A 19,333-nucleotide genomic window follows, 5' to 3' on the forward strand; every position below is an offset into this window, starting at 1 on the left:
GTGCGGCGGCGAGGGCGGCCGCCACCGTGCTGCTTCGACGTCGCATTCACTGTATGTCGATGAAATCGGGAGCCTTGTCCGCTATCGGCAATCGTTGCCGCGCGATCGGGCTAGGGAATACCCGTGCCGGCGCGACGCATCGCGGGGCGCGTCGGCAGCGGGAAATGCTCGGGGAGTGAACAACGAGACGACGGTGCGGCGCGGCACCGTCCGGGCGGCGGCTACTGGGCGGCGCGCCCGAGTTCGCGATACAGGTCGGGGTCGCTGCGCTTCAATCGCAGCGCGGCGCGGATGCCGAGCGCGCCGACGGCGACGAGGAAATACGGAAACATCGCGACGAAGGTCGAATCCGATCCGCTCAGCACGGACAGGTTGCGCACGACCAGCACGAGACACGCGCCGAGCGCGATCACGCTGACGAGCGGCGCGATCAGGCGGTGCACGACGCCGGCGTCCCGACGGTCGCGCGCGAAGAACGCGATCACCGAGGCCGCCACCAGGATCTGCACCGCGATGATGCCGATCGTGGCCAGCGCGCTCATCCACGAGAACACGACCGCGAACGGGTCGAGGCGAAAGGCCGCCGATCCGGCGATGGCCGCGAGCGCGATCAGCGTCTGCACCTTGCCGGCGACGTCCGGGCAACGGTGCACGGGGCACGTATGGCCGAGCTTGCGCCACAGTACGCGTTCGCGGCCCATCGCGTAGAAATAGCGCGTGATCGTGTTGTGGAACGACAGGATGGCCGCGAACAGGCTCGTGACGAGCAGCACGTTCATCGCGTCCGTCGCGATGCCGCCGAGCAGCCGGCCGCTGACGGCAAACCAGAGATTGGCCGGATCGCGCGCGGCCTGCGCGGCGATCGCGTGCTCGCCCCACGCCTCGACGATCGCCCACGACGACAGCGCGTAGAACGCCATGATGAGGATCACGGCCAGGTAGGTGGCGCGCGGAATCGTGCGCTTCGGGTCGCGCGCCTCCTCGGAGAAGATTGCCGTCGCCTCGAAGCCCATGTACGAGCCGAGCACGAACACGAGCGCGGTGCCGAGCCCGGGCGCGAACACCATCGCGGGGCTGAACGGTTTCGCGCTGAAGCCGCCGGTGCTCGCGCCGTGCGCGACGATCGCGAGATCGAGCAGCATCACGATCGCGATTTCACCGATCATCAGCATGCCGAGCAGCCGGCCGCTGAACTCGATGCGCCGCGCGCCGCAGAAGTGGACCGCGACGACGCACGCGAGCGCGAACGCCCACCACGGCACGTCGACGCCATAGTGCCGCTGGATGCTGTCGTTCAGGAAGAAGCCGAACATGCAGTAGATCGCGATCTGCACCGCGTTGTACGCGACGATCGCGACGAATGCGCCGCCCACGCCGGCAGGGCGCCCGAGCCCGTTCGCGATGTATGCGTAGAACGCGCCCGCATTGGAGATGTGCCGGCTCATCGCGGCATAGCCGATGCTGAAAATCAGGTACATCACGCCCGCCAGCACGAATACGCCCGGCACGCCGGGGCCGTTGCCGAGCGAGAACGCCGCGGGTGTCGCGCCGACCATCGCGGTGAGCGGCGCGGCCGCGGCGACGACGAAGAAGACGATGTGTGAGAGTCCGACGGTGTTCTTGCTGAGCCCCGCTTCGGACCGGGGTGACGATTCGTTCATGAGTAGTCCCGCTGGCCGGATCGTGCGTCAGGAGTCGACACCGGCATGCCTGATCGATAGCCCCGTGCCGCGCGCCGCTCCTGACGAGCCGGCAAGCGATGTCGACGTTCGCCGACGCCACGGGTGTGCGCTTGGACGGCCGCTCGATGCGGTGCAGCGCATGCGAGCCGGCCGACGACAAAATTTACGGTGGCGAAAAAACGGTCGTTGTCCGTTATCGGCAATCCGCACGTGTCGGCCGGCCGGGGGATTACCCGGATGCGGCGCCGCCATGCGTCTGCCGCAGGCTCAGCTCAGGCGCGGCGTGTGCGACGGCAGCTCGTGGAAATGCTGCTGGTAGTACGCGGAGAAGCGTCCGAAGTGGCAAAAGCCGAATTGCGCTGCCGCGTCGCCGATCCGTATCGTCTCGGGTGTCGTCATCAGGAAGCGGCGCACGGCGTTCAGCCGGATCGAGCGCAGATAGGCGGTCGGCGTGGTGCCGACCACGTTCTGGAAGCTGTATTGCAGCGTGCGGCGGCTGATGCGGAGGTGGTGACAGAGATCGAGGACCGTTGGTACGTCGTCGGATTCCAGCGCGATTTCCTGGCTGCGGCGCACGATGTAGCTCTGCGTCGATGCCGACGGCAGCGCCCCCGCATCCGGGTCGTCGGACTGTACGAGATCGAGCAGGATGCCGACCACACTGTGCGCGAGCACGCGTTCGTCGAACGCATCGCGTGCGGTGAGCGAACCGCTGTCGAGCGCCTGGCAAAGCACGCGCTCGAGGCCGTTCAGTGCATTGCCGTAGCGTGCGGGCGAGATCGGCAGCACCGGCTGCTTCAGGATGCGGGCGGGGAGGTTCGCGAGTTCGTCCAGTTCGCGGTCGGCCGTGAGCGTGCGGTCGATCGTGAACGCGAGCACCTCGGTGTCGCACGGCAGGTGGGCGACGAACTCCTCGCCGCCGCGCAGGGTCAGCAGGCTCGGACACTCGACGGCGCGCCCCTGGACCACGGGCGCGACCGCACTGGCGATCGGCAGCGCGAAGCAGAGCCGGTTGCGCGGCGCGAGGCCGTGCTGCATCACGCGCTGGTTGATGCGTTCGCGAAAGACGTGAAAACGCTGGCCGGCGACCTGGCGCAGCGTGGTCGTGGCGGTGCCCGGACTGATCTGGTCGTAGTGCTGCGACCAGTTCACGATCGCCTGGGAATGGAGGAACACATCCGAGAAGCACAGTGTTTCAGCGCGCAGGTTCATGGCGTGGCGAATGCATCCCGTTTCAAATTCGATCCCGGCCGAAGCCGGCTCATGCTGCCCGGGCGCGGGCAGCGCGGCTCGTCCTGCAGACGATCATATCCAGAAAAAAACACCGGGTGACCCGATCGAAAACCCGTTGACCCTCGTCGAGCGAGCACGTCGCGGAGGGCGACGGAGCGTAACCGAACCGAAAGAAATGCGGGGGTGCCGGACAATATCGACAAGCGACCGTCGTTGGCGATCGTGTTTTTTAAAATCTCATTATAAGGGATTGTATTTATTTATAAGGTCGGGTTTACACATGGTGTTGCGCGAGGTCTTGCAACGAGGGGAAAGCGGCCAATAAGATCGTAATACGTTGCTGTTTTCTTACAAAACTGACGAATGCGGATTTGGCGACGTGGTGTCTCACGGGTCAGCGCCCTCTCTCGTGTTAACTACCAATAAATCCCGAAATACGGGATTCGTATAATTGCTTCGCAACGCCTCGCTTGCTCGTGACGCATGTCCACATACCGGGAGCGGTCCATGTCCGAGTCACCCCCTGCCGTCTTGTATCGTCGGATCGCGCTGCGCGTGATTCCGTTTCTGTTCGTCTGTTACGTGATCAACTTCGTCGATCGCGTCAACATCGGGTTCGCCAAGCTGCAGTTCCTGCAGGACCTCGGCTTGAGCGAAGCCGTATTCGGCTCCGCGACGGCCATCTTCTTCATCAGTTACGCCGCATTCGAGGTGCCGAGCAATCTGGTGCTGGCGCGCATCGGCGCGAGCCGCACGCTCATGCGAATCATGGTGCTGTGGGGCCTCTGCACGGTGGCGCAGATGTTCGTGACCGGGAGCGTGTCGCTGTACGTGGTGCGCTTTCTGCTCGGCGCCGCCGAGGCCGGCTTCTTTCCGGGCCTGATCCTGTACCTGTCGTACTGGTTTCCGGATACGGTGCGCGCCCGTGTCAACAGCGTGCTGCTGCTCGCCGTTCCTGTAGCCGGGATGATCGGCGGACCGCTGTCCGGCTGGATCATGGCGCACCTGCAGGACACGATGGGGTTACGCGGATGGCAATGGCTGTTCCTGATCGAGGGATTGCCGGCCATCGCGCTCGGGCTGGTCGCGCCGCGGATGCTGAGCGACCGGCCGGAGCAGGCGGCATGGCTGTCGCCGCCGGAGCGGCAGGCGCTCTTGCGCGATCTGGACGCGGAGCGGGCCTCGGCCGTGGTCGGCCATGGCCGGGTGGGCGTGCTCGACATCGTTCGCAACGGTCGGGTGCTGGGGCTTGCGGCGATCTATTTCTGCGTCTACGTCGGCATGGGTACGGTGACGTTCTGGTCGCCGACGGTGCTGAAGGCGGCCGGGGTGGCGAGCGTCACCGGAATCGGTTGGTTGTCCGGACTGATTTCCGTGTTCACGATGATCGGCAACGTGGCGATCGCATGGAGTTCCGACCGATACGGCGAGCGCCGGTGGCATGCGGTGGTGTGCATGCTCGTCACCGCCTGCAGTCTGCTGCTCCTGCGCTTCTCGGTCGGTCACGTATGGATCACCGTGGCCTTGCTTGCGATCGCGCAGCTGTGCGCGTTCACCGTGCCGATCGTGTTCTGGACGATTCCGGCTGCCCAACTGACCGGCCGGGCGGCGGCGGGCATCGCGGTGATCAGCATGCTGGGTTCGCTCGGCGGGGCGTTCAGTTCGTGGCTGGTCGGCGTCCTGTTTGCGCGGACCGGCGCGCCGTATGCCGGGTTCGGGGTGGTGGCGGGGCTGCTGGTGGTCGGCGCGGTGCTGGTGACGAGCCTGGTGCCGCGCACGCTGCCGGCGCGCCGCACGGCCAGCGAACGGGCCGCGTTGCAGGGCGTTGAATAGCGCGTTGCCGGCGCCCGTGCTCGCCAACGCGTGCCGGCGCCGGCACGCGGTCAATCCGGATCGGCTTTCAGGCCACCCTCGATCCACCGCGCTTCGGACGCACGAAGATGCGCGCGAATCGCCGTCTGGGCCGCAATCGGGTCGCCGGCCTGCAGCGCGAGCAGCACGTCCTCGTGCTCGCGCACCGCGGCGGTCCAGGTCTGCGGATTTTCCGCGTGACCGCGCATGGCGGCCGCGATTGGGTCGTGGCGGCTGTCGAACAGCTCGCCGACGAAGCGGGTGAGCACCGAATTGCCGGCGGCTTCCGCGATCAGCATGTGGAACTGCCGGTCGGCTTCGACCGGCGATTTGCCGGCCTCCGCGAGCCGCTTCATGCGCTGCACGGTGCGGCGCAGGCGTTCCAGCATGGCGGCCGTCATCCGCGCGGCGGCCAGCGCGGCGACGCTGCCTTCGACGGCCGCGCGGGCCTGCATCAATTCCGACGGACTGTCGCCGAGCGTGGCCATCGGGCCGACGTCGTCGGCCGCCGTGTCGCGCACATAGACGCCGGAGCCCATCCGGATTTCGATCTGGCCGCCGATTTCCAGCGCGATCAACGCTTCGCGCAGCGATGGGCGCGATACGCCGAGCGTCAGCGCCAGCTCGCGCTCCGGCGGTAACCGCTCGCCGATCGCGAATTCGCCCTGACGAATCAGCGCGACGATCTGGGCCGCGACCGATTGGTAAAGCCGCTTGGGTTCTGTCGATTTCATTCGATGGATCGGGATCAAGGCGCTTTGGGCGCAAGCGCGTGTCGCGGAGTCTATCACGCTTGCTGCATCGCCCCGTGCGGCGGCGCGTTCATTCGGATGTCCGGGTTTTCACCATTGGTAAGATCAGATGTGAATAATTAAATTGGCTTGACCAAAATGAGTTTGATTGCTGTAATTCAGCCAAATTGGACTGACCACGTAGTGTCGAGGTCGATCCATCCCAAGGAGACGCAATGGCAATGCCTCGCAATCTGCCCGGTCAGGCCGCGCACGACGAAGCCGACCAGGAGATCCTGCGCCTGGACGGGATTCGCAAGCGCTTCCCGGGCGTCCTCGCGCTCGACGGGATTCGCCTCGACCTGCGCCGCGGCGAGGTGCATGCGGTGTGCGGCGAAAACGGCGCGGGCAAATCGACGCTGATGAAGATCATCAGCGGCCAATACCTGCCCGACGAGGGTGCCGTTCACTATCGCGGCGCGCCGGTGCGGTTTCGTTCGGCTTCCGAAGCGCAGGCGGCCGGCATCTCGATCATCCACCAGGAACTCAATCTCGTCCCGCACCTGAGCGTGGCGGAGAACCTGTTCCTTGCGCGCGAGCCGCGGCGCGGGCCGTTCGTCGATACGAAACGCATGAACGCGGAGGCGGCGCGCTGCATCGCGCGCATCGGCCTGAACGTCGCGCCGACGACGAAGGTCGGCGTGCTGTCCATCGCGCAGCAGCAAATGGTCGAGATCGCGAAGGCGCTGTCGCACGATGCGCGCGTGCTGATCATGGACGAGCCCACGTCGTCGCTGACGGAAGCGGAAACGGTGCAACTCTTTCGCATCATCGAGGAGCTGCGCGCCGACGGCGTGGCGATTCTGTATATCTCGCACCGGCTCGACGAAATGGCGCAGATCGTCGATCGCGTGACGGTGCTGCGCGACGGGCGCCACATTTCGACGGACGATTTCGCCGACGTGAGCATCGACGACATCGTCGCGCGCATGGTGGGGCGGACGCTCGACGACGCCTATCCGTCGCGGCAATCGGTGCCGACCGACGACGTGCTGCTCGACGTGCGGGACCTGCGTCGCGACGGCGTGTTCGGGCCGGTGTCGTTCGCGCTGCGCCGTGGCGAGATCCTCGGTTTCGCGGGATTGATGGGCGCCGGGCGCACCGAGATCGCGCGCGCGATCTTCGGCGCCGATCGTCCCGACGGCGGCACGATCGCGCTGCACGGCCGGCCCGTGACGATCCGCTCGCCGCGCGAGGCGATCCGGCACGGCATCGCGTACCTGTCGGAGGACCGCAAGAAGGAGGGGCTCGCGCTGCCGATGCCGGTCGCGGCGAATCTCACGCTCGCGAACGTGCGCGGCATCGCGTCGCGCTTCGGATTCCTGCGTTTCGACGACGAGATCGACGTGGCGCGCCGCTACGTGCAGGACCTGGCGATTCGCACGCCGTCCGTGCACCAGCGCGTGCGCAACCTGTCCGGCGGCAACCAGCAGAAGGTCGTCATCGGCAAATGGCTGTACCGCGGCTCGAAGATCCTGTTCTTCGACGAGCCGACGCGCGGGATCGACGTCGGCGCCAAATTCGCGATCTACGGGCTGATGGACCGGCTCGCCGCCGACGGCGTCGGCGTGGTGCTGATCAGTTCGGAACTGCCGGAGCTGCTCGGCATGACCGACCGGATCGCCGTTTTTCATGAAGGTCGAATGACCGCCATTCTCGATACGAAACACACCAGTCAGGAGGAGATCATGCACTACGCGTCGGGGCGTTCCCATGCTTGAAATGACATCCGATCGAAGCCAGGCCGACGAACGGGCGGCGCGACAGCGGCGGCGCGACCTGATCCAGAAGTTCGCGGCGCTGGGCAGTCTCGTCGTGCTCGTGTTCGCGTTCTCGATATCGAGCGCGGCGTTCTTCTCGGTCGACAACCTGATGACCGTCGGCCTGCAGGTCACGTCCATCGCCTATCTGGGCGTGGCCGCCACCTGCGTGATCATCACCGGCGGCATCGACCTGTCGGTCGGCTCGGTGCTCGCGCTGGCCGGCGTGTGCGCCGCGCTGCTGGTCAAGGCCGGCGTGCCGGTGCCCGCGGCGATGGCGGCCGGCATCCTGGTCGGCGCGCTGTGCGGGCTCGTCAACGGCATCTGCGTGACGCAGATGGGCCTGCCGCCGTTCATCGCGACGCTCGGCATGATGCTCGTCGCGCGCGGCATCGCGCTCCAGATCACGGGCGCCCGGCCGGTATCGGATCTCGGCGACGCGTTCGGCGCGCTCGGCAACGGCGCGCTGCTGCGGATCTCGCGGATCGGCGCAGACGGCTTCCCCGACACGACCTTTCCCGGCATTCCGTATCCGGTCGTGATCATGGTCGTGCTGTTCGTCGTGGTGTCGGTCCTGCTGTCGAGAACGTCGCTCGGCCGTCATATCTATGCGGTCGGGTCGAACGCGGAAGCGGCCCGGCTGTCGGGCGTGAACGTGCAGGGCGTGAAGCTGTTCACCTACGTGCTGTCCGGCGCGCTCGCGGGCGTGACCGGCTGCGTGCTGATGTCGCGGCTCGTCACCGGGCAACCGAACGAAGGCGTGATGTACGAGCTCGACGCGATCGCCAGCTCGGTCATCGGCGGCACGTCGCTGATGGGCGGCGTCGGCACGATTTCCGGCACGGCGATCGGCGCGTTCGTGATCGGCGTGCTGCGCAACGGCCTGAACATGAACGGCGTGTCGAGCTTCATCCAGCAGATCATCATCGGCGTCGTGATCCTCGGCACGGTGTGGATCGACCAGTTGCGCAATCGCCGGCCCTGACCGGCAGCAAGCAGTCCCTACCAACGAGAAGCGGAGCGAGACATGAACAAATCCATCCTGCTGGCGGCATCGGCGTGCGTGTTCGCGGTATGCAGCAGCGGTGCGTATGCGGCGGGCGGCGAAATCGCGGTGATCGTCAAGACGGTCAATTCGAACTACTGGCAGAACGTGCAGAAGGGCGCGAAGGCGGCGCTCGACGGCGCCAAGGGCTACACGATGACGTTCCAGGGGCCGGCGGCCGAGTCGGACATCAGCGGGCAGGTCAACATGGTCGACAACGCGGTCACGCGTCACGTGGCGGGCATCGTGCTCGCGCCGTCCGATCCCGATGCGCTCGTGCCCGCGATCAAGAAGGCGTGGGAAGCGCACATTCCCGTCGTGCTGATCGACTCGGCCATCGCCGACGCCGGCAAACCGTACTACCAGGCGTTCCTGTCGACCGACAACGAGAAGGCGGGCGCGCTGTGCGCGAAGGCGCTGATCGACCGCGTCGGGCAGTCTGGCAAGATCGCGATCATGTCGTACGTGCCGGGCGCGGGGTCGGAGGTCAGCCGTGTCGGCGGGTTCCGCAAGTACATCGAGAGCCATTCGAAGCTGCAGGTCGTCGGCCCGTACTACTCGCAATCGCAAATGGCGACCGCGCTGAACCAGACGACCGACGTGCTGTCGGCGAACCCGGACCTGAAGGGCATCTTCGGCGCGAACGAGCCGACCGCGGTCGGGATGGGCCGCGCGCTGAAGCAGTCGGGTAAGGCGGGCAAGGTGGTGGCGATCGGGTTCGACGGCAACGAGGACCTGCAGGGCTTCGTGCGCGACGGCACCGTGCAGGCGATCGCCGTGCAGGGCTCGTGGCAGATGGGGAACCAGGGCGTGCGCACGGCGCTCGACGTCATCGAGCGCAAGCCCGCGCCGAAGCTGATCGATACCGGCGTCGTGATGGTCGACAAGCAGAACCTCGATTCGCAGGCGGCGAAGAACGTCCTGTACTGATCGCCGTGTCTCTTTCCCGCAACCAGTCACGCCTCATGAACGCAAACGATACGCGCACCTTGCCGCGCAGCGGGCTGACGGTGTCCGCGCTCGGCCTCGGCTGCTCGCAGCTCGGCGGCCTTTATCGGCCGATGTCGGCCGCCGATGCCGCAGCCCTCGTCGATGCCGCGTGGGCGGCCGGCCTGCGCTATTTCGACACCGCGCCGTATTACGGCTACACGCTGTCCGAGCGGCGCGTGGGGGCGGGGCTCGCCGCGCGCGAGCGCGGCGCCTTCACGCTCAGCACGAAGGTCGGGCGGCTGATGCGCGCCGACGCGAGCGTGCGGCCGGGCGACGACGGCTGGGCCGAGCCGCTGCCGTTCCGGCCGGTCTACGACTACAGCTACGACGGCATCATGCGCTCGTACGACGACAGCCGGCAACGGCTCGGGCTCGCGCGGATTGACATGCTGTACGTGCACGACATCGGCGCGATGACGCATGGCGATCGTCACGCGCACTACTGGGCGCAGTTGACCCGCGGCGGCGGGTTTCGCGCGCTGGAGGCGCTGCGCTCGGGCGGCGAGATCGGCGGGTTCGGTCTCGGCGTGAACGAATGGGAAGTCGCGGCCGACGCGTTGAACGAAGCGGCGCTCGACGCCGTGCTGCTGGCCGGCCGCTACACGCTGCTCGAACAGACGGCGCTCGAACCGCTGCTCGACGCGTGCGCCCGGGAAGGGACGGCGATCGTGATCGGCGGCGTGTTCAATTCCGGCCTGCTCGCCGGCAACGGCAAGTTCAACTATGCGGACGCGAGCGCCGACGTGATCGACAAGGCGACGCGGCTGGGCGCGCTGTGCAAGCGCTTCGACGTGCCGCTTCCCGCCGCTGCGTTGCAGTTCCCGTTCGGCCATCCGGCCGTCGTGTCGTGCGTGATCGGCGCGCGCAGCGTGGGCCAGTTGAAGCAGAACATCGACTGGTTCGAGCGCCCCGCGCCGGCCGAACTGTGGGATGCGTTGCGCGACGAAGGGTTGATCGCGGCGCACGCGCCGGTTCCGGGAGCCCGCGCATGACCGCGCGGATCGACGCCCATCAGCACTACTGGCGAATCGGCGCGCGGGCCGGCTGCTGGCCGCCGGCCGAACTCGATGCGATTCACCGGGATTTCGGCCCCGCCGATCTGGCGCCGCTGCTCGACGCCGCGCGCATCGATACCACCGTCCTCGTGCAATCGCTGCCGAGTGAAGCCGACACGCGTTTTCTGCTCGATCTCGCGAATGAAACGCCGACCGTCGGCGCCGTGGTCGGCTGGGTCGACCTGAAGGCCGACGACGCACCGGCGCGGATCGCGGCGTTCGCGGCGGCACCGAAAGCGCGCGGCTTGCGACCGATGCTGCAGGATCTGCCCGACGACGCGTGGATCGACGATCCGCGCCTGGATCGCGCGGTCGCCGCGATGCTCGAGCACGGGCTGCGTTTCGATGCACTCGTGATGCCGCGTCATCTCGACGCGCTATACGCGTTCGCGCGGCGCCATCCCGAACTGCCGATCGTGATCGACCACGGCGCGAAGCCGTTCATCGAGCGCGGCGAATTGCAGCCGTGGCTGTCCGCGATGAGCCGGCTCGCGAGCCTGCCGAACCTTCATTGCAAGCTGTCCGGTCTCTGGACCGAAGCGGGGCCGTCGGCCGGCCCCGATGCCGTCCGCACGCGCACGCGGCCGTATGTCCACGCGCTGGCCGAACTGTTCGGGCCGACGCGCCTGATGTGGGGCAGCGACTGGCCGGTGCTGCGGCTGGCGTCGGCATGCGGCGGCTACGGCGAATGGCTGGCTGCGTGCGAGGACGATTGCGCACGGTTGCTCGGCTCCGCGGCATTGCCCGACCTCTTCGGCGGTAACGCACGGCGCTTCTACCGGATCGACACCGCACGCCACGACGAATGAAACCGAACGAAAGGAAAACCGACATGCTCAGCGTGATCTGCGAATCCCCCGGCGTGCTGCGCGTGCAGCAGCGCGAACTGCCCGTGCGCGGCAGCGGCGAAGTGCTGTTGCGCGTGCAACGGGTCGGCATCTGCGGCACCGACCTGCACATCTTCACCGGCAACCAGCCGTACCTCGACTATCCGCGCGTGATGGGGCACGAGCTTTCCGCGGTCGTCGTCGAGGCGGAACCGGAGTCGGGTCTCGGCGTGGGCGACGCGGTGTACGTGATGCCGTATCTGTCGTGCGGACACTGCGTCGCCTGCCGCCACGGCAACACGAACTGCTGCGTCAACATCAAGGTGCTCGGCGTGCATCGCGACGGCGCGCTCGCCGAATACCTGAGCGTGCCCGCGCAGTTCGTTCACAAGGCCGACGGCATTTCGCTCGACCAGGCGGCGATGCTGGAATTCCTTGCGATCGGCGCGCATGCGGTGCGGCGCGCGGACGTCCGTGCCGGACAGCGGGCGCTGATTGTCGGCGCCGGGCCGATCGGCATGGCGGCGATGATCTTCGCGAAGCTGCGCGGCGCCGACGTCACATGCCTCGACACGCGGGCGGATCGGCTCGCGTTTTGCCGGCAGCATCTCACGGTCGATGCGACGGTGGAGGTGGGGGAAGACGACGCAGCGCGTCTCGCGTCGTTGACGAACGGCGAGTATTTCGATGCGGTATTCGACGCGACCGGCAACCTCGATGCGATGAATCGCGGTTTCGAGTTCGTCGCGCACGGCGGCAAGTACACGTTGATCTCGATCGTGCGCGGGCATGTCGCGTTTTCGGACCCGGAATTCCACAAGCGGGAAACCACGCTGCTCGCGAGCCGCAATGCGACCGCCGAGGATTTCGCGACAGTGCTCGACGCGATGCGTGCGGGGCGCATTCCGGACCGCGCGCTGAACACGCACCGGATGCGGCTCGAGGAGGTGCCGGATGCGCTGCCGCGCCTGCTGGAGGCGGGGCAGACCGTCGTGAAGGCGCTCGTCGAATGCTGAACGATCGAATCCGGCACGCGGAGCGCACGCGATGATGCCGCCGATCCTGCAGTTCGGCACGAGCCGCTTCCTGCTGGCGCACGTCGACCTGTTCGTGTCCCAGGCGCTGGACGACGGCAACGCGATGGGCGGCATCGGCATCGTGCAGACGACCGGCAATCCGGCCAGCCGCGCCCGCATCGACGCGCTGCGCGCCACCGGTCGCTATCCGGTGCGGATTCGCGGGCGCGAGCACGGCGTCGTGGTCGACGAAGTCGTCGAGTGCCGCGCCGTGCAGCGCGCGTGGGACGCCGAGCGGGACTGGGCGGAGATCCGCGGTGCCGCGATCGAGACGGTGCGCGTGATCGTGTCGAACACCGGCGACGCAGGGTATCGCCCCGATCCGCGCGACACGGTGGACCTGCTGGCCCAACCGGCGCACGCACCGCACGGCTTTCCGGCGAAGCTGCTCGCGCTGCTGCACGCGCGCTGGCAGGTGCGGCCCGGCGATGGCGTCACCGTGCTGCCTTGCGAACTGGTGACGAACAACGGCGACACGCTGCGCGACATCGTGCTGGGCCTCGCGCGCCAGTGGCGGCTGCCCGACGCGTTCGCCGACTATCTGGGCAACCGCTGCGTATGGGTCAACTCGCTCGTCGACCGCATCGTGTCCGAGCCGCTGCATCCGGTCGGCGCGATCGCGGAGCCCTACGCGCTATGGGCGATCGAACGGCGTGCCGATATGGCGCTGCCGTGCACGCATGCGCAGATCGTCGTCACCGACGATTTGCGCGGCCACGAGCGCCTGAAGCTGTTCTTCCTCAATCTCGGGCACAGCTGGCTCGCGGAGCAGTGGCTCGCGGCAGGGCGCGACGCATCGGAAACGGTGCTGGACGCGATGAACGATGCGCGGCTGCGCGACGGTCTCGAAGCCGTGTGGCGCGATGAAGTCGCGCCGGTTTTCGTCGCGCTGGGCTTGCGCGACACGGCGGAACGCTACGTCGACAGCGTGCGCGAGCGCTTTCTCAATCCGTTTCTTGCGCATCGCATCGCCGATATCGCAATCAACCATCGGGAGAAGGTGGCGCGGCGGATCGAGCCGCTGCTCGCGCTCGCGGATTCGCTGGCGGTGCAGACTGAACAGCCACGGTTACGGCAACTCGTCGCCCGCTATGAGCCGGCGGCCATCGCAATGACAGGGAGAGATGCATCGTGAAGCAACCGACCATCGTGATTCTTCACCGCAACGACAACGTCGCCGTCGCACTCGACGCGCTCGCGCCGGAGGTGCCGGTCGACGTACACGGCGCACCGCTGCGGCCGGCGGCCGCGATACCGGCCGGCCACAAGATCGCCACCGCGCCGATCGCGCGCGGCGACACGATCGTCAAATGCGGGCAGCCGATCGGTGTCGCGCTGCGCGACATCGCCGCGGGCGAGCATGTTCACGTGCACAACGTCGGGATGCCCGAGCGGCATGCGCACGATGACGGGTCGGTCGGCGGCACGCACGACGTTGCCGCGGATCGCCGCGATACCTTCGACGGATTCGTGCGGCCCGACGGCAGCGTGGGGACCCGCAACTACGTTGGCGTGATCGCGAGCGTCAACTGTTCGGCGAGCGTGTGTCATGCGATCGCCGATGCATACCGGCACGGCGCGCTCGATGCGTTCGGTCACGTCGACGGCGTCGTCGCGATCACCCATCAGAGCGGCTGCGGCATGTCGGCGACCGGCGACGGCATCGAACTGCTGCGGCGCACGCTCGTCGGCTATGCGCGCAACCCGAATTTCGCCGGCGTGCTGCTCGTCGGCCTCGGGTGCGAGGTCAACCAGGTCGGCGCGCTCGCGCAACGGCTCGATGCGGCATCGCCGGGCACCGTGCGCACGCTGGTCATCCAGGACGAGGGCGGGGTGCGCGACACCGTGGCCAAAGGCGTGTCGATCGTGCGCGAGTTGCTGGAGCGGGCCGAAGGCGCGCGTCGCAGCGCCGTGCCGGCCTCGCGGCTGACGGTCGGCCTGCAGTGTGGTGGGTCCGACGGCTACTCGGGCATCACCGCGAATCCGGCGCTCGGCGCGGCAGTCGATCTGCTGGTCCGCAACGGCGGCACCGCGATTCTGTCCGAGACGCCCGAGATCTACGGCGCGGAGCATTTGCTGATCGCGCGGGCAGCTTCGCGCGACGTGGCCGAGCGCTTGCTCGGCAGGTTGCAGTGGTGGGAGCGCTACGTCGCCGACAACGGCGGCGAAATGAACAACAACCCGTCGCCCGGCAACCTCGCCGGCGGCATCACGACGATTCTCGAGAAATCGCTCGGCGCGGTGTCGAAGGGCGGCCGCTCGCCGCTGCGCGCGGTCTACGACTATGCGGAGCCGGTGCGGCAAGCCGGGCTCGTGTTCATGGATACGCCCGGTTACGACCCGGTGTCGGCCACCGGGCAGATCGCCGGCGGCGCGAATCTCGTGTGCTTCACGACGGGCCGCGGTTCGGTGTTCGGCTCGAAGCCGGTACCGACGATCAAGATCGCGACGACGACCGGCTTGTTCGAGCGGATGCAGTCGGACATGGATTTCGACAGCGGCGGGATCGTCGCCGGTTCGCTCTCGGTCGGCGAAGCGGGCGAGCGGCTGTTCCGGCTGATGCTCGACGTCGCCTCCGGACGCAGATCCCGCAGCGAGGACAACGGCATCGGCGAACGCGAGTTCGTGCCGTGGCTGCGCGGCGCGGTCATGTGACGCGAAAGGCGGCGTGCGACCGCGTGCGCAATCGGACAGCGAAGGAGGAGCCGCGATGGAAACCAGCATGAGCGAGCCGGCGATCGGCGAAACCGGTCACGACGGCTCGCTGTCGGAACTGGAGAAGGGCTTGCTCGGCGAGGCGCTGCGCTTGCTCGCCGAGACGCGCGCGCGTGCGCTGGAACTCTGTGTCGAGGTGAGCCGGCGGCAGGGCGGCGCCACGCCGGACGTCCACGATTTCAACCTGCCGACGATCATCGAGTTGCAACGGCGCTTCGGTACGCGATCTGGCCCGGACGGCGCCGGCATGGCAGCCTCCGGTCGCTTCGCGTAGCCGAAGCCGAAGCCGCCCGGGGGCGGCACCGTTGCAGGATCGATCGTCCGCGCCGGTTATGCCGCCGACAACGTGATCGACACGCCCGTCGCGGTGTACACCGGCGTGGCCTTGAACCCGTCGACCGTCACCGTCGTGAACTTCGCGGCCGCCGCCGCGCCGTCGATCAGCGCGATGGTATCGCCGGCCTTCGGCGCGTAGCCGTTCACGAACTTCACGTGCAGCGTGCCGCCCGCGACGGTGAGCGGCCCGCCCACGCGCAGCCGCCCGCCGCCGTTGCCGTCGATGTCGAGTTCGAGCGTCGTGTTGTCGAGCTGCGTGTAGCGGGTCGCGATCGTCACCGGCGCGGCGGCCGCGATTCGCACGCTGCCGCCCGGGCCGACGTACACGTCGCCTTTGCCGAACGCCGTCGCGGACGCGGCCGCCAGCGTGCCGCCGCTCACCTGCGTGCCGCCCGTGTAGGCGTTGTTGCCTGCCAGCGTCAGCGTGCCGCTGCCTTGCAGCGTCAGCTTGCCGGCGCCCGCGACGTCGTTGCGCCACAGGTCGGCGGCATTGAGCCCGCCCTGCGACGCATCCATCGACACGATCACGTTGCCGTTGAACGCGCCGTAGCCGTCGGCCGCCGCGAACAGGTTCAGGCGCCCCCAGCCTTCCGCGTCGTCCATGACCGGATAGCCGGACGGCAGCTCGGTCGTCTTCAGCACGACGCGCCGCTGGTCGGCGCTCAGGTACGGGAAGCGCGTCTGCAGCAGGATCTCCGCGCCCTTAGGCACGACCGGCGGTGCGTTCGTCGATTCGATCGCGCCGAAGCCGAAGGTCATGCGGCGCAGGAACGCGGTCTTGTTCGCCGTGTAGTCGGCGAACCGGTCGGTGGCCGTCGTGCCCGAGTGCGCGAATGCGGAGAAGGTCGTGGCGCTCGTTCCGGTCAGTTGCTGCAGCGTCTGATGCGCTTGCGTGTAGGCGGCCTGCGCGTCGCTGGCGTACGCGGTCAGGTTCGCTGCGCTGAGGGCCAGCGCGAGCATGCGCCCGCCGATCACGTCGAGCGGCGAATGCATGCCGGCGAGAATCCGGTTCTCGCCCAGTTCGAGGCCGCGGCTGAGCATTTCCTGGAAGCGTTCCGGCACGAGCCACGCCATCGTCGTCGCATCGCGCACAGCCTCGGCCGTGTGGCCGCTGACGAAGCCGCCGTCGGTCGCGGGCGTCGTGCTTTCGGCCGGCACGAGCGTCGGCGCGACGACCACACTCGTGCTCCAGCGGTACGGGCGCGCGTATTTGAAGAAGCGCTTCGACGGCTCGGTCGACGCGTTGTTGCCCATTTCGTTGAGCAGGTCGACGACCTTGCCGAAGCTGGCGTTGCCGCTGCTGCTGCCGACGCCGACGTTGTTGCCGGAATCGTTGTACAGCACGGTCGTCGCATCGGCGGGCACGCTGGTGATGCTGGTCGTCTGCTGGGCCGCGGTGCGCCACGCGGCGGTGAGCGGGCCCATGCCGTCGGTCACGCTGTATCCCTTGCCGCGCCGGTCGTCGTAGTACGCGGCATCGGCCTGTTGCGGCGTACGCGCGGTCGTCGCGTTGATCACGTACTGCACGTTGGCCGACAGCACCGCATCGTTCAGGATCGTGCCGCACGGCACGCCGCTGTTCGGCAGTCCGGAGCACGTCGACGGCGAGATGGCCGGGAACGCGCCGTTCGCCGGCGCGCTCACGCCCGCGTCGACCAGCATCGTCGCCGGCTGCCACAGATCGAGGAAACGGCTCAACACGCGCACCGCGGCGTTGGTCGACAGCGTCGCATAGCGCGCATCGCCGCGCTGGTTGGTCGCGACGTTGTCGACGAAAGCGGGTGCGCTCGGGATCGGCGCGCTGTCGACGAAGCCGGGGTCGGCGGGCGGCGCGGGAACGGCCGCGGCGATCGTGCCGGTCGACGTGACGTCGTCGCCGCCGCCGCAGGCAGCCAGTACGATCGCACTCGACAATGCCGCGACGTGCAGCGGGAAACGGCTTCGTGACGCAAACATGCAAGACTCCATCCTGATGGTAGAAGATGGAGGATTGTGGTGAGCGATCGTTACGCGGTCGTTACGGAATTGTTTCGCGTCGTACGCGGCCGGCGAAAATTCCCACTATCTGGTTAATTTCCGATGCTTAACATGACGGACGCCGGAATCCATGGCGTCCGTCATCGATACAGGGCGGCGGGCGCCGGCCTACGCGCCGGCCGTGCGCGTGTCCAGCCGGAACAGCGAGACGGCCTCGGCAAGCCGGTTTCCCTGTTCCTCGAGCGACTTCGATGCGGCGGCGGCCTGCTCGACGAGTGCCGCATTCTGCTGCGTGACTTCGTCCATTTGCGTGATGGCCAGATTGACCTGCTCGATGCCGCGGCTCTGCTCGCTCGACGCCGCGGCGATCTCGCCCATGATGTCGGTCACGCGCGAGATCGCATGCGTGACCTGGCTCATCGTATCGCCCGCGTTGTTCGCGATATGCGAGCCATCCTGGATTTTCTGGACCGATTGCGAGATCAGTTCGCGAATTTCCTTCGCGGCGCTCGACGAACGCTGCGCCAGACTCCTGACTTCGCTTGCCACCACCGCGAAGCCGCGGCCCTGTTCGCCGGCGCGGGCGGCCTCGACAGCTGCGTTGAGCGCGAGAATGTTGGTCTGGAATGCGATTCCTTCGATGATGCCGGTGATCTCGGCGATCTTGGCGGAGCTCGCGCTGATGTCCGTCATCGTGTCGACCATCAGGCCGACCGCCGTGCTGCCGCGCTGGGCGACCTCCGATGCATTGTTGGCCAGGCCGCTCGCCTGCTGCGCGTTGTCGGCGTTCAGGCGCACGGTGGACGTCAACTGCTCCATGCTCGACGCGGTCTCCTGCAACGAGGCCGCCTGCTGTTCCGTGCGGGAGGAGAGATCCTGGTTGCCGGACGCGATTTCGCCGGCCCCGGTCGCGACGTTGCCCGATGCGGTACGGACTTCCGAGATCAGGCGAATCAGGTTCGCCTGCATGTCCCGCATGGAAGCCAGCACGCTGCCGGTCGGCGCGGCGCCGGTCGTGGATTCGGCGGCGAGGTTGCCGGCGGCGATATGGCCGGCGATCTCGCTGAGCGCGGCGGGCTCCGTGCCCAGTGCGCGCAGCAGGCCGCGGGTGATGAAGAGGCCCGAGATCGCGGCGGCCGCGGCGGCGGCGATGCAGATCGCGATCAGCATGAGCCGTCGCGAGGTATAGCGATCGTCCGATTCCTTCACCAGTTGGCCGGCCCGCAACCGCGTGTACGTCGCATACGCGTCGGTGGCCGCGACGAGCTGGGCCAGCAGCGGTCGGCACTGTTCGTTGATCATCGTGATCGCCTGGTCGCGCCGGTTGTTCGCCGCTGCGTCGACGATGGCGCGCGCCACCGGGCCGTACTGCGCCTCGACCGCCCCGATTTGCCGAACCAGTTCGCGAGACTTGTCGGACGCGCCGCTTCCCTCGCGGACCGCATTCGTCAGTTCGCCCATCAGCGCGCCGACTTCGCGGTCGGCCTGCAGTGCGGCCTCCTTCTCGAGGTCCGCGTCGCGCGGGCTGGCCGCGAGCACCTGGTTGCGGGCGGCGATCGCGCGCCGGTCGACCGCGAAGCGGATCTTGTCCGCCAGGGTCGCACGGGCGTTGGTGCCGTTGACATAGTCGTCGAATGCCGCGTTCGCGTTGCCGAGCGAGACGATGCCGAGGAGGGAGACGAGCACGACCATGCACGTAAGCAGTGCGAAAGCCATCAGCAGCTTCGTACGAACCGTTAACCGTCGATCATTCATGGGAAAAGTCCAGTGGTTGATATCAAATAGCTTTCCTCATTATCGGAACGGTGAATGAACAATTTAGGATCGCTCCCCGGGGCAATCGTTTGCGTGTTGCATGTCGTCAAAAAAATCCGGCCGCGATCCGCATTTGTCACGACGAACGGGCGAACGGCGCCGTTTTCCGCACGACGCCCCAGGCCCGTGCGCTCCTCGCGATAGCGTGCCGTGTCGCCCTCTGCGTGCCCGTTTCGGTCG

Annotated in this window: 15 protein-coding genes; 10 read left to right on the forward strand and 5 right to left on the reverse strand. The window is 67.6% G+C overall.

Annotation, left to right across the window (positions count from 1 at the left end; genetic code table 11):
- Positions 1-221 precede the first annotated feature (221 nt).
- Together AP428_RS32340 and AP428_RS32345 are read right to left on the reverse strand one after the other, a co-directional pair.
- A complete protein-coding gene (locus tag AP428_RS32340; protein WP_054928658.1) occupies positions 222-1,661 on the reverse strand; it encodes an APC family permease in 1,440 nt (479 codons plus the stop codon).
- Between the two features lie 288 nt (positions 1,662-1,949).
- Positions 1,950-2,894: a helix-turn-helix domain-containing protein gene (locus AP428_RS32345; protein WP_011549871.1), complete on the reverse strand. Its 945-nt coding sequence runs from the start codon at positions 2,892-2,894 to the stop codon at positions 1,950-1,952.
- Positions 2,895-3,422: 528 nt separating this feature from the next.
- Between AP428_RS32345 and AP428_RS32350 the strand changes: the two genes are divergently transcribed.
- A complete protein-coding gene (locus tag AP428_RS32350; protein WP_054928659.1) occupies positions 3,423-4,748 on the forward strand; it encodes an MFS transporter in 1,326 nt (441 codons plus the stop codon).
- 50 nt (positions 4,749-4,798) lie between these two features.
- On the opposite strand, the gene AP428_RS32355 is transcribed toward AP428_RS32350, so the two are convergent.
- Positions 4,799-5,500 (reverse strand): FadR/GntR family transcriptional regulator, encoded by a 702-nt coding sequence (locus tag AP428_RS32355; protein WP_011549869.1) that lies wholly within the window; start codon positions 5,498-5,500, stop codon positions 4,799-4,801.
- Positions 5,501-5,733: 233 nt separating this feature from the next.
- On the opposite strand from AP428_RS32355, the gene AP428_RS32360 reads away from it, so the two are divergent.
- The 9 genes from AP428_RS32360 to AP428_RS32400 all read left to right on the forward strand — a co-directional run bounded on the left by AP428_RS32360 (position 5,734) and on the right by AP428_RS32400 (position 15,299).
- Positions 5,734-7,278: a sugar ABC transporter ATP-binding protein gene (locus tag AP428_RS32360; protein ID WP_011549868.1), complete on the forward strand. Its 1,545-nt coding sequence runs from the start codon at positions 5,734-5,736 to the stop codon at positions 7,276-7,278.
- Positions 7,271-8,302 (forward strand): ABC transporter permease, encoded by a 1,032-nt coding sequence (locus AP428_RS32365; RefSeq protein ID WP_011549867.1) that lies wholly within the window; start codon positions 7,271-7,273, stop codon positions 8,300-8,302. The genes AP428_RS32360 and AP428_RS32365 overlap by 8 nt, the downstream gene beginning before the upstream one ends.
- 42 nt (positions 8,303-8,344) lie before the next feature.
- On the forward strand, positions 8,345-9,292 hold the full coding sequence (locus AP428_RS32370) for an ABC transporter substrate-binding protein (protein WP_011549866.1): 948 nt from the start codon (positions 8,345-8,347) through the stop codon (positions 9,290-9,292).
- A 35-nt stretch (positions 9,293-9,327) separates the two neighbouring features.
- Positions 9,328-10,344, forward strand: a complete 1,017-nt coding sequence (locus tag AP428_RS32375; protein WP_011549865.1) for an aldo/keto reductase — start codon at positions 9,328-9,330, stop codon at positions 10,342-10,344.
- The gene (locus AP428_RS32380) at positions 10,341-11,216 is read left to right on the forward strand and encodes an amidohydrolase (RefSeq protein ID WP_011549864.1); all 876 of its coding nucleotides are present in this window, start codon (positions 10,341-10,343) and stop codon (positions 11,214-11,216) included. Before AP428_RS32375 ends, AP428_RS32380 begins: the two co-directional genes overlap by 4 nt.
- A 23-nt stretch (positions 11,217-11,239) precedes the next feature.
- Positions 11,240-12,250 (forward strand): zinc-binding alcohol dehydrogenase family protein, encoded by a 1,011-nt coding sequence (locus tag AP428_RS32385; RefSeq protein ID WP_041489557.1) that lies wholly within the window; start codon positions 11,240-11,242, stop codon positions 12,248-12,250.
- Positions 12,251-12,281: 31 nt separating this feature from the next.
- Positions 12,282-13,445: a D-mannonate oxidoreductase gene (locus AP428_RS32390; RefSeq protein ID WP_011549862.1), complete on the forward strand. Its 1,164-nt coding sequence runs from the start codon at positions 12,282-12,284 to the stop codon at positions 13,443-13,445.
- Complete coding sequence (locus AP428_RS32395; RefSeq protein WP_011549861.1) at positions 13,442-14,965, forward strand: UxaA family hydrolase; 1,524 nt, start codon at positions 13,442-13,444, stop codon at positions 14,963-14,965. Before AP428_RS32390 ends, AP428_RS32395 begins: the two co-directional genes overlap by 4 nt.
- Positions 14,966-15,032: 67 nt before the next feature.
- The gene (locus tag AP428_RS32400; protein ID WP_227746085.1) at positions 15,033-15,299 is read left to right on the forward strand and encodes a hypothetical protein; all 267 of its coding nucleotides are present in this window, start codon (positions 15,033-15,035) and stop codon (positions 15,297-15,299) included.
- A 56-nt stretch (positions 15,300-15,355) separates the two neighbouring features.
- On the opposite strand, the gene AP428_RS32405 is transcribed toward AP428_RS32400, so the two are convergent.
- Both AP428_RS32405 and AP428_RS32410 read right to left on the reverse strand, forming a co-directional pair.
- On the reverse strand, positions 15,356-17,317 hold the full coding sequence (locus AP428_RS32405; protein WP_011695044.1) for a phosphatase PAP2 family protein: 1,962 nt from the start codon (positions 17,315-17,317) through the stop codon (positions 15,356-15,358).
- Between the two features lie 189 nt (positions 17,318-17,506).
- Positions 17,507-19,093: a methyl-accepting chemotaxis protein gene (locus AP428_RS32410; protein ID WP_011549858.1), complete on the reverse strand. Its 1,587-nt coding sequence runs from the start codon at positions 19,091-19,093 to the stop codon at positions 17,507-17,509.
- Positions 19,094-19,333: the final 240 nt, after the last annotated feature.

The sequence above is a fragment of the Burkholderia sp. E168m22 genome, assembly GCF_001319805.1.
Lineage (GTDB): Bacteria > Pseudomonadota > Gammaproteobacteria > Burkholderiales > Burkholderiaceae > Burkholderia > Burkholderia orbicola.